The sequence below is a fragment of the Planktotalea sp. genome (assembly GCF_018607965.1).
Classification (GTDB): domain Bacteria; phylum Pseudomonadota; class Alphaproteobacteria; order Rhodobacterales; family Rhodobacteraceae; genus Planktotalea.
On the sequence record NZ_JABBAM010000096.1, the window covers coordinates 1 to 9351 of the forward strand.

At 53.9% G+C, this 9351-nt stretch carries 12 protein-coding genes; 8 read left to right on the top strand and 4 right to left on the bottom strand.

The window, feature by feature from the left end:
• From QZ279_RS09270 to QZ279_RS09290, 5 genes are all read left to right on the top strand, one after another.
• Positions 1–849, top strand: an 849-nt coding sequence (locus QZ279_RS09270; RefSeq protein ID WP_293450139.1) for an AAA family ATPase, incomplete at its 5' end; no start/stop codon positions are given.
• Between the two features lie 79 nt (positions 850–928).
• Positions 929–1942, top strand: a complete 1014-nt coding sequence (locus tag QZ279_RS09275; protein WP_293450141.1) for a ParB/RepB/Spo0J family partition protein — start codon at positions 929–931, stop codon at positions 1940–1942.
• Positions 1943–2049: 107 nt separating this feature from the next.
• Positions 2050–2874 (top strand): bifunctional allantoicase/(S)-ureidoglycine aminohydrolase, encoded by an 825-nt coding sequence (locus tag QZ279_RS09280; protein WP_293450143.1) that lies wholly within the window; start codon positions 2050–2052, stop codon positions 2872–2874.
• 228 nt (positions 2875–3102) lie between these two features.
• On the top strand, positions 3103–3309 hold the full coding sequence (locus tag QZ279_RS09285; RefSeq protein ID WP_009829425.1) for a cold-shock protein: 207 nt from the start codon (positions 3103–3105) through the stop codon (positions 3307–3309).
• A 226-nt stretch (positions 3310–3535) separates the two neighbouring features.
• Positions 3536–4081: a YaeQ family protein gene (locus tag QZ279_RS09290; protein WP_293450156.1), complete on the top strand. Its 546-nt coding sequence runs from the start codon at positions 3536–3538 to the stop codon at positions 4079–4081.
• Positions 4082–4172: 91 nt separating this feature from the next.
• On the opposite strand, the gene QZ279_RS09295 is transcribed toward QZ279_RS09290, so the two are convergent.
• From QZ279_RS09295 to puuE, 3 genes are read right to left on the bottom strand one after another with little or no spacing between them, the layout of a single operon-like run.
• On the bottom strand, positions 4173–5504 hold the full coding sequence (locus QZ279_RS09295; RefSeq protein WP_293450145.1) for a nucleobase:cation symporter-2 family protein: 1332 nt from the start codon (positions 5502–5504) through the stop codon (positions 4173–4175).
• A gap of 54 nt (positions 5505–5558) precedes the next feature.
• Positions 5559–6047, bottom strand: a complete 489-nt coding sequence (locus tag QZ279_RS09300; protein WP_293450146.1) for an ureidoglycolate lyase — start codon at positions 6045–6047, stop codon at positions 5559–5561.
• Positions 6044–7441, bottom strand: a complete 1398-nt coding sequence (gene puuE, locus QZ279_RS09305; protein ID WP_293450148.1) for an allantoinase PuuE — start codon at positions 7439–7441, stop codon at positions 6044–6046. Before puuE ends, QZ279_RS09300 begins: the two co-directional genes overlap by 4 nt.
• A gap of 146 nt (positions 7442–7587) precedes the next feature.
• Between puuE and uraH the strand changes: the two genes are divergently transcribed.
• The 3 genes from uraH to QZ279_RS09320 all read left to right on the top strand — a co-directional run bounded on the left by uraH (position 7588) and on the right by QZ279_RS09320 (position 8966).
• The gene (uraH, locus tag QZ279_RS09310) at positions 7588–7941 is read left to right on the top strand and encodes a hydroxyisourate hydrolase (protein ID WP_293450150.1); all 354 of its coding nucleotides are present in this window, start codon (positions 7588–7590) and stop codon (positions 7939–7941) included.
• Between the two features lie 158 nt (positions 7942–8099).
• Positions 8100–8516 (top strand): VOC family protein, encoded by a 417-nt coding sequence (locus QZ279_RS09315; protein WP_293450152.1) that lies wholly within the window; start codon positions 8100–8102, stop codon positions 8514–8516.
• Between the two features lie 144 nt (positions 8517–8660).
• On the top strand, positions 8661–8966 hold the full coding sequence (locus tag QZ279_RS09320) for a DUF1304 domain-containing protein (RefSeq protein ID WP_293450158.1): 306 nt from the start codon (positions 8661–8663) through the stop codon (positions 8964–8966).
• A gap of 26 nt (positions 8967–8992) precedes the next feature.
• Here the strand turns inward: QZ279_RS09320 and QZ279_RS09325 are convergent.
• A partial coding sequence (locus QZ279_RS09325; protein WP_293450154.1) for a hypothetical protein occupies positions 8993–9351 on the bottom strand: 359 nt, incomplete at its 5' end.

A 9351-nucleotide genomic window follows, 5' to 3' on the forward strand; every position in this document is an offset into this window, starting at 1 on the left:
GAATGGCAGACCGCTTTCCCAATCTTAGCGCGTGATTTTGCGCTGCATGTTCAGGAGGAAAACAAAGTTCGCGCCGCGCGGGGCGAAGCAGAAATCCCCCTTGATGAAACCCTCACCGAGGCCTTGGAGGTTTCGCCGCGAAACCTAGTTCAAGAAACGCACTGGCCGAATATCGATCTGATCGGCGCGCAACTAAACCTCTATTGGGCCGAATTTCAGATCCCTGTTTGGCGCATGCAAGGGCGGGGATGGCAGCTTTGGGACGGTCTTACCAACGGGCTTGAGGAAAGCGGTCTGCTGGATGAATACGACCTCATCTTCCTCGATACGCCCCCTGCCCTTGGCTACCTCACGATCAACGCATTGGCCGCGGCTGACATCTTGCTCGTCCCGCTTGGCGCGTCATTCTTGGAATTCGATTCAACGGGCCGTTTCTTTGACATGCTCTATTCGACCTTCGCCAGCATCGAGGACGGTGAAAATGCACAGCGGCGCAAGCAAGGACTGCCAGATATCAAATTCGAATGGGACGCCGTGCGTACCCTAATCACCCGTTTCGATGCTAATCAGCAGACCGATCTGGCCAACGTGATCCAAGCCTACTTTGGCGATTTGATGACAACCTTTCGCCAAGACGTCACCGCGATGATTGGCCAAGCCGGCGAGCAAGTGAACGGAATTTATGAGGCTGATTACCGCGAATTCAATCGCGATACATATGTCCGTGGGCGCGAAACCTTTGATCGCACATGGGCCGAAGTGAAAGAAATTATCGTCGGCGCGTGGTACAAAGACCAAGCCGAACGCGACGCACAACAACAGATGGAGGCTGACAATGGCCAAGCGTAGAAAAGTAGCTGTCCCCTCTGCGGACGACTTGAATTAAATCGAAGAGAGGTTTCGCTGCGAAACCTCCCCCCGTTCCACGATGGCCCCAATCAGCCAGATTAGCGCCGATGCAGCGCTTGCCAGTAACCCGCTGGATGCCAACGCACGTGCGGCAGATGCCAAGCTGCACGCAGACGCCGATGCGCTGCAAACGATCCGATCCGAGGGCCGCGAAATTCTTGCGATCCCGCTTGATCAAATCGACGAACGCGCGATGATCCAGGATCGCACACAGCTTGATGCGGACGAAATGAAAGAGCTGGTCGATTCAATCGAGGCCCATGGAATGCGCCTGCCTATCGAAGTGTTTCGCCGCGAAACCAGTGATGAAAACCCCAAGCCCTATGGCCTCCTTTCTGGCTTTCGCCGTTACAAAGCGATGCGCCAAATCGTGGCGCGCCGCTCTGATCCCAAATGGTCAAAGATCAACGCGGTTGAACGCTACCCAGAGGCACTTGGCGGTGCAATCAGGGCCATGGTGGAAGAGAACGAAATCCGCTCCAACTTGTCCCATTACGAGCGCGGTCGCATCGCCGTGGTTGCCGCACAGCAAGGCGTGTTTGGCAGCACAGAAGAGGGCGTGAACACGTTGTTCGCCACCGCGTCCAAGGCCAAACGCAGCAAGATCCGTGCCTTTGCGCTGATCTTCGAAGAGCTGGGCGATCTGCTGGTATTCCCTGAAGCGCTGAAAGAACGCGACGGCCTGCGCCTTGCCAACGCTTTACGCAACGGTGCGGAAATCGATTTGCGCGATGTCCTTGCGCGCGGCACGTTCGAGGATGCAGATCACGAATGGCAAACGCTTGAGACGATCATCGAGGTGCAAGAACCCAAGGCCCGCAAAGATCCTGCACGGGGAGGGCGCCCAACTGCCGCGAAACCCAAATCCGGCTGGGACGGCGACACGCGGGTTCTGTCGTCTGGCGTCACCCTGCGCCACGTCAAAGACAGCAGCGGCCATATGATCCTTGTCGGGGGCAAGATGATTGATCAGGCGCTGATGGAATCCGCACTAGACCACCTTGCCTATATGCTCGAAAAACCTGACAATTAGCGCGTAAGACTTTCAAATTTTTCAAAAGGTTCTTTCATTCAAAGCGTCGCTTGGCGACACCCCCAACTCGGGCCAATCTTAGCCCGAACAAACACCGGAGCTGCGCCATGACCAAATCGACATATTACGCACCCCATGGCGGTCATCCGGGGCAAGAACAGATGCTGACCAGTCAGTCGATTTTTACTGAGGCCTATGCGTTTCTGCCCGGCTCCACGATGCGCGATATTGTGACCAGCTTTCTGCCGTTCTGGGACAAGACACGCCTTTGGGTTATTGCGCGGCCCATGACAGGTTTTGCAGAAACCTTCTCGCAGTACATCATGGAGGTGCAGCCCGGTGGCGGCAGCCAACGCCCCGAACTTGACCCAATGGCTCAAGGCGTGCTGTTCGTTGTCGAGGGCGAAATCACGCTTAGGTTTCGCGGCGAAACCTATGTGCTGGGGCAGGGTGGGTACGCCTATCTGCCTGCAGGCATGGAGTGGACGCTAGAAAACGAAGGCAAAGACACCGCGCGTTTCCATTGGATCCGCAAGTCGTATCAAGCCGTCGACGGTCTGGATGTCCCTGATCCCATCATCACAAACGAACAAGACGTCGATCCCAACGTCATGCCCGATACAGGCGGTGGCTGGGCCACAACGCGCTTTGTTGACCCCACAGATATGCGCCACGACATGCATGTGACGATCGTCACGCTGATGCCGGGCAATGTGATCCCGTTCATGGAAACCCATGTGATGGAGCACGGCCTGTATGTTCTGGAAGGTAAGGCTGCCTATAAACTGAACGCCGACTGGGTCGAAGTTGGGCCGGGTGATTTCATGTGGCTGCGCGCCTTCTGCCCGCAAGCTTGCTACGCTGGCGGTCCGGGTCCGTTCCGGTACTTACTTTACAAGGATGTGAATCGTCACGCTAAGCTAGGGTTGTAATCGTACCAACCGTTTGCCCCAACGAATCGCCGTTGCGTGCGCACCTATTCGCCGAACGCAGGTCTGTCATGTGATCGAATCCCTTGCTATTTCGCTGAATCAGGCCTATATGGCAAATGCGACGTTACCACTATCGACCCTACTGCTCCTTTAGACTGGCTCAGTTTCGATCTTGCACTGACTAGCCGACCTGCCGCATTCCGTGGGCAGTATATTAGGAGAATTACGATGGCTACTGGCACCGTAAAATGGTTTAACACTACAAAAGGCTTCGGCTTCATCGCGCCAGACGGCGGCAGCAAAGACGTGTTTGTACACATCTCTGCAGTTGAGCGTTCCGGCCTTACAGGTCTTGCAGACAACCAGAAAGTAACTTTCGACATCGAGCCAGGCCGTGACGGTCGTGAAGCAGCGATCAACATCGCACTTGCTTAAGCTCATTTCCTTCGGGAATGTCTAAGTTAAATTCTTAAAAAGGGCGCTTCGTTTGTATGAGGCGCCCTTTTTCTATGGCGAAAGGCCTGCTTTGGTTAGGTTTCGCGGCGAAACCTCAAGGTTTGTGAAAACGCGGCAAATGACTCAAAACGCCCCTTTTTTATTTGCTTTCACACAGGCCACAGACGCACTAGGCATCCCTAACTCTGCAACGCTGGGACACATCATGGCGATTAAATCCACGATCTACAAAGTTGAACTTTCCGTCTCTGATATGGATCGTCACTACTATGAAACCCACAAACTGACTGTGGCGAAACATCCCTCTGAAACGGATGAACGTCTCATGGTGCGCTTGCTCGCGTTCGCCTTGAATGCCCATGAACATCTGGAATTGACCAAGGGTCTGTCTAACGACGACGAACCCGATATTTGGCAGAAAAGCCTAAGTGGCGAGCTTGAGATGTGGATTGCCTTGGGCCTTCCCAGTGAAAAGGTTGTGCGCCAGTCCTGTGGCAAAGCCAACGATGTGGTCGTGTATACCTACGGCAGCACAGCAGGCATGTGGTGGGATAAGATCAAGAACAGCACGACACGGTTTGATAACCTTCAGGTCTGCAATCTTACGGAAACCGAGACAAGTGAATTGGCCAAGCTGGCAAGCCGCTCGATGCGGCTGCAGGTCAACATTCAGGACGGCGAAGTGATGGTCAGCGCGGACGACAACATCGTCTATGTGAACCCTATCAAATTGAAAGAAGTGGCGCGTTAATCTTCGATTGAACAACAATATTACCGACCCAGTATAATGAAAAAAGGCGCTACAAACGTAGCGCCTTTTCTCAATTCTATGGCGCGTAGATTTACGCCTCGTCTGCTTCGTCCTTAGGGAGGACCAAGTTCAATACGATCGCCATAAGCGCTGTTGGCGCAACTGCAGATGTTGCAAGTGTCTTGATCACACCTGGTAGGTACTGAACGGCTGTTGGTACAAGGTTCAGACCCAGACCAAATGCTAGGCTAACGGCAATGATGATCATCGTACGACGTGTCATCTTTTCCTCAGCTAGAACATTCAAACCAGCTGCTGCAACCATACCGAACATCACGATCACACCACCGCCAAGAACGGGCAGGGGCATAGACGCGATCAATGCGCCGACCTTTGGAATCAGACCACAGACGATCATGATCACACCAGCGATTGTCACAACGTGACGCGACATGATGCCAGTCATACCGATGATACCAACGTTCTGGCTAAAGGATGTGTTTGGCAATCCGCCGAACACGCCAGCAACTGCCGTACCCAGACCGTCAGCATATGTCGCGCCCGCGATCTCTTTGTCAGTCGCTTCACGCCCTGCACCAGCCTTGGTTGTCGCAGATGCGTCGCCCACAGTTTCAATCGCGGATACGATAGAAACAAGCGTGACGGCGATCACGGCACCAAGGTTGAATTCAAAACCATAAGGAAGCGGCTTGATGGATGTGATCCAGCTCGCTTTTCCAACAGCGGCAAAGCTTACCATGCCAAGTGCATAAGCAAGCGCATAACCAGCTAGAAGGCCGACCAAGATAGCTGCGTTAGAAATGATGCCCTTCGTGAAGAACTTCAACAAAAGCGACACGATGATCACAGTCAAAGCGACGGACCAATGCTTGAGAGAGCCAAAGCTTTCTGCCGCCATTTGGAAGTCTGCTGCACCACCGGCTGCGTACTTAATCGCAACTGGGATAAGGTAAAGACCGATCGCTAGGATGACCAGACCGGTGACGAGCGGTGGGAACAACCAACGCAGCTTGTGAATAACAGAGCCAAGCAGGAAATGGATGACACCACCAATGATACAAGCGGTCAGTGCGACGCCCAGACCTTGTACGGCTGCGATACCCGCAAGAACACCAACGAATGCAAAGGACGTACCCTGCATGATCGGCAAACGCGCGCCAATTGGGCCAACCCCAACAGTTTGGAACAATGTCGCGATACCTGCAAACAGCATTGCCATTTGGATCAGGTAAACCTGCTCTGCGCCGCCAAAGGCAAGGCCAGCGGCACCCGCAACAATGATAGAAGGCGTCACGTTAGATGCAAACATCGCCAAAACGTGCTGTGCGCCGAGCGGGATTGCTTCGCCGAGTGGCGGCGTTTTATTCGGGTCGCTGTATGCGCCCATTGAAGTATCAGCCATTGGTATTCTCCCCTTAGTAGCTGTGAGTGCGGACCGCTTCTGTGTCGATCCTGTTTACACCCTTACCACAAAATGTGGTGTGTCGAGCGAAAATTCTGTCAAATTGTTGCCGTCCCCAATGCGATCGACGACTGCGAACTGTCCCGAGCCTGATAGCGGCGTCAAAACACCGTGCCAAGTGCCCTTGTGAAAATTGATGCCTTGGCCCGGTTGGGTTTCAAACGCGATAGGTGTGCCAGGTGTGCCGTCAACGTCCGGTGCGACGATAACAAGAAAGCCATCTGCGCTCATCGGGATAAACGCTTGGGATCCCAGCGGATGACGTTCCACTAGATTGAATTCATAGGGCAGGGTGCGCAATTGGGCGTTGAACAGGCTAAGCCCCGCACGACCCGTGCCGAAATCCATGTTTGCGCGATCATGGTAGCGACCGCATTTGTCAAGGTTGATGATCATATCAGGATCACCCGCACAATCGATCAGATCACCGTAGGGCGCAAAGGCTTCGGCGGTGATGGACTGAATCGTAATCTGCACGCTCATGGAAGGATATCCATCAGGCGGAAATCAGCGATGCGTTCGACCTGTTTGCAGGCCTCTTTGAACTCAACCGCCCAGTCGTTGCCGATACGACGATGGAAGGCGGCTAGGATGCTCGCCTTGTCGTGATCCCGCACAGCGATGATGAAGGGAAAGCCATGTTTGGACACGTATTGATCGTTCAACGACGTGAACATCGCCTTTTCGTCGTCGCTCAGGTGGTCTAGGCCAGCGGCTGCTTGCTCGGATGTGCTCTCCACGGTCAGGCTTTTGGCTTGGGCCAGCTTGCCTGCCAAATCTGGGTGGACTTTTAGAACATCAAGGCGCTGTTCTTCGCTGCTTGATCGGAACACGCGGCACAGCGCGTTGTGCAGGCCGATGGCCGTGTCGTGGACAGCACCAAGTTCTAGGTTGAATGCGCTCTCGGCAATCCATGGCGAGTGCTCGAAGATCGAGCCGTATTTGGACACGAACGTCTCTTGGTTCATCTCTGACGGGCGCTCATATCTTACATGCGGGTTCTGCATGGCCCAATGGTCGGCAATCTGTTCACGGGTGGCGAACCAGACGCCGTCGTGGCCATTCGCGTACTCTAGGAAGTCCTGCAGCGCCTGCGCGCGCCCTGGGCGGCCCATAAGGCGGCAATGCAAACCGATGGACATCATACGCCCGCCCTCAGCATACAAAACATCAAAGCTGGCCTTGAGGTATTCAAAGAAATGCGCGCCTGTGTTGAACCCTTGGGGCGTGGCAAAGCGCATGTCGTTGGCATCCATCGTATAGGGCACAACAAGCTGGTCGTGCGCGCCAAATTCCATCCAATAGGGGACATCATCCGCAATCGAATCCGCGACGTATTTGAATGATCCGTTCTCGGCCGCAAGGCGCACAGTATTGTCAGAACACCGCCCGATATAAAGGCCGACAGGGGCCTCGCCGACAACTTCTGTGTGCAAGCGGATCGCCTCTTGCATGTCCGCTGTTTCGACGTCTGGTGTGGCGTCTTTGTATTCGATCCATTTCAGACCGTGACTGGCGATTTCCCAGCCAGCGTCCTTCATGGCACGCACTTGCGCAGGCGCGCGGGCGAGGGCGGTCGCGACGCCGTAGACAGTGATGGGTGTGGTTTCGAGCAAACGATGCAAACGCCAGAACCCAGCGCGCGCGCCGTATTCGTAGATGGATTCCATATTCCAATGACGCTGACTGGGCCAAGCCGCCGCGCCTACGATTTCGGACAAAAACGCCTCTGACGCGGCATCGCCGTGCAGGATGTTGTTCTCGCCCCCCTCTTCGTAGTTCATCACGATTTGCACAGCAATTTTCGCACCGTTTGGCCAATTGGCCTCGGGCGGAGTTGCTCCATAACCATGCATATCGCGGGGGTAACGTGTCATGCGAGTACTCTCCTTAATAGGGCGTTGATAAACCAGAAAATCAGATTGTTTTTTCAAAAAAAACCGAATGCACTCTTGCTTTGATCAAACTATAATCGGTTTAGATAAACGTGCATGTATATCAAGCAATTTTAGGAGTGAGCGCGATGGCCGGATATTTGACAACCCATGTTCTTGATACGGCCCGTGGCTGCCCCGCGGCTGGCCTTGCGATTGAGCTGTTTCGCATAGAAGGCAAGACGCGGGTTTCCCTGCGCAAGCTGGTCACGAACGCGGATGGGCGCACGGACGAACAGATTTTGCCAGCGGCTGAATTTGAACTGGGCACCTATGAGTTGGTGTTCCATTGCGGTGCCTACTTGGATGCCTGCGGCGTCGCCCCCGAAAGCCCACGTTTCTTGGACGTCGTGCCCTTGCGGTTCAGCATGTCAGAGCACGCGCATTACCACGTGCCACTGTTGCTATCGCCGTTCGGATATTCAACATATCGCGGCAGTTGATAGGCGGGCGCTGTTTTGTGAACATAACACCCGTTACACGATGTTCGCGCTTTGTAGCAAACTACACAATCGCGGTGGGGTTGTCTCAGGCTCGGCCCCGAGTGTTGGTTGGCTTGGGATGGTGTATGCCATGTCCCAACACAGAAGGAACACACAGAATGATTGCTTATGTTACGGTTGGTGCGGATGATATCGTGGGTGCGAAGCGGTTTTATTCGGCGTTTTTGCCTGCGCTTGGGTATGGGCTGAAAGAGGGCGTTGAGGGGTTGAGTTATGCGCTGCCTGTGCCTGCGGGGCAGGTGCCGATCTCGCTGGATTTTTATGTGAAGCCAACGTTTGACGGACAGGCGGCTACTGCCGGGAATGGAAGTATGGTTGGGTTTGAGGCACGCTCGCAAAGCCAAGTGCGCGTGCTTCATAAGGCGGCGCTGGACGCGGGGGGTGTTGATGAGGGCCAGCCGGGTTTTCGTGCAATGTACGGCCCCCATTTTTATGTGGGGTATTTGCGTGATCCTCAAGGGAACAAGCTGTCTTTGTTTTCCAGTGATCCAAACGAAGCTGGTCGGGATGATTAACTCGGGCGGGCGTTGGTCAAGGTTTGGTCGCGTCATCGTTTGATGCTATGGTTCGAAAAACGGGAGAGATTTTCTATGCGTATTATTGCTAAAACATTGATCGGGTTGATTGCGCTTTTACAACTTTATATAGCGTGATTTGAGATATTTGCATGGGAAGCCAAAAGGCCGGACATCTTTTCATCCTTCCCAGCGGATCTGTTTGGACAGACCGTTGAGATGGCGGCAAACCAAGGGATTTATAACGCGTTTCTTGCGATTGGTCTGATCTGGGCCCTGACGATCAAGGATGCCAAATGGTTCGTGAATGTTGCGACCTGCTTCTTGCTGTTCGTTGCGATCGCGGGGATGTTTGGTGCCGTGACGGTGACGAGTAAGACGTTGATGATCCAGACGGTTCCAGCAGGGATTGCTTTGATTTTGCTCTGGGTGGGAAAGCGCCTGACCTAATTCTTAGGGGCGGTTTGCGACCCTGCTTATTGGGTCAATCCTAATCCTCGTTCTTCGCAGCTTTGATCTGACTTGGATGCTGTTGCGGAGAACGTATTTTTCAAGGTGTCAGGGATAAGTGTCCCGCGACCGAATGAATATGAAACCAGCTTCGCATCGATTTCAGCTTCGAAACATCCACTAACTCCATCGACTTCGTCAGCCCCACTGAAGGGGGCCTCGACCACCTCGAAACATAGATATCTGTTTTGAATTTTCTCACACGCGCTTTCGGTTTCAAATTTTTCCGTACCATTCAATGCGGCGGTGAAGATGCTGGCGTTAGGGTCTGGACCCATTAACTGATTGAGCCTGTGGGGCTGATATGATTCACGACCCCTAGCTA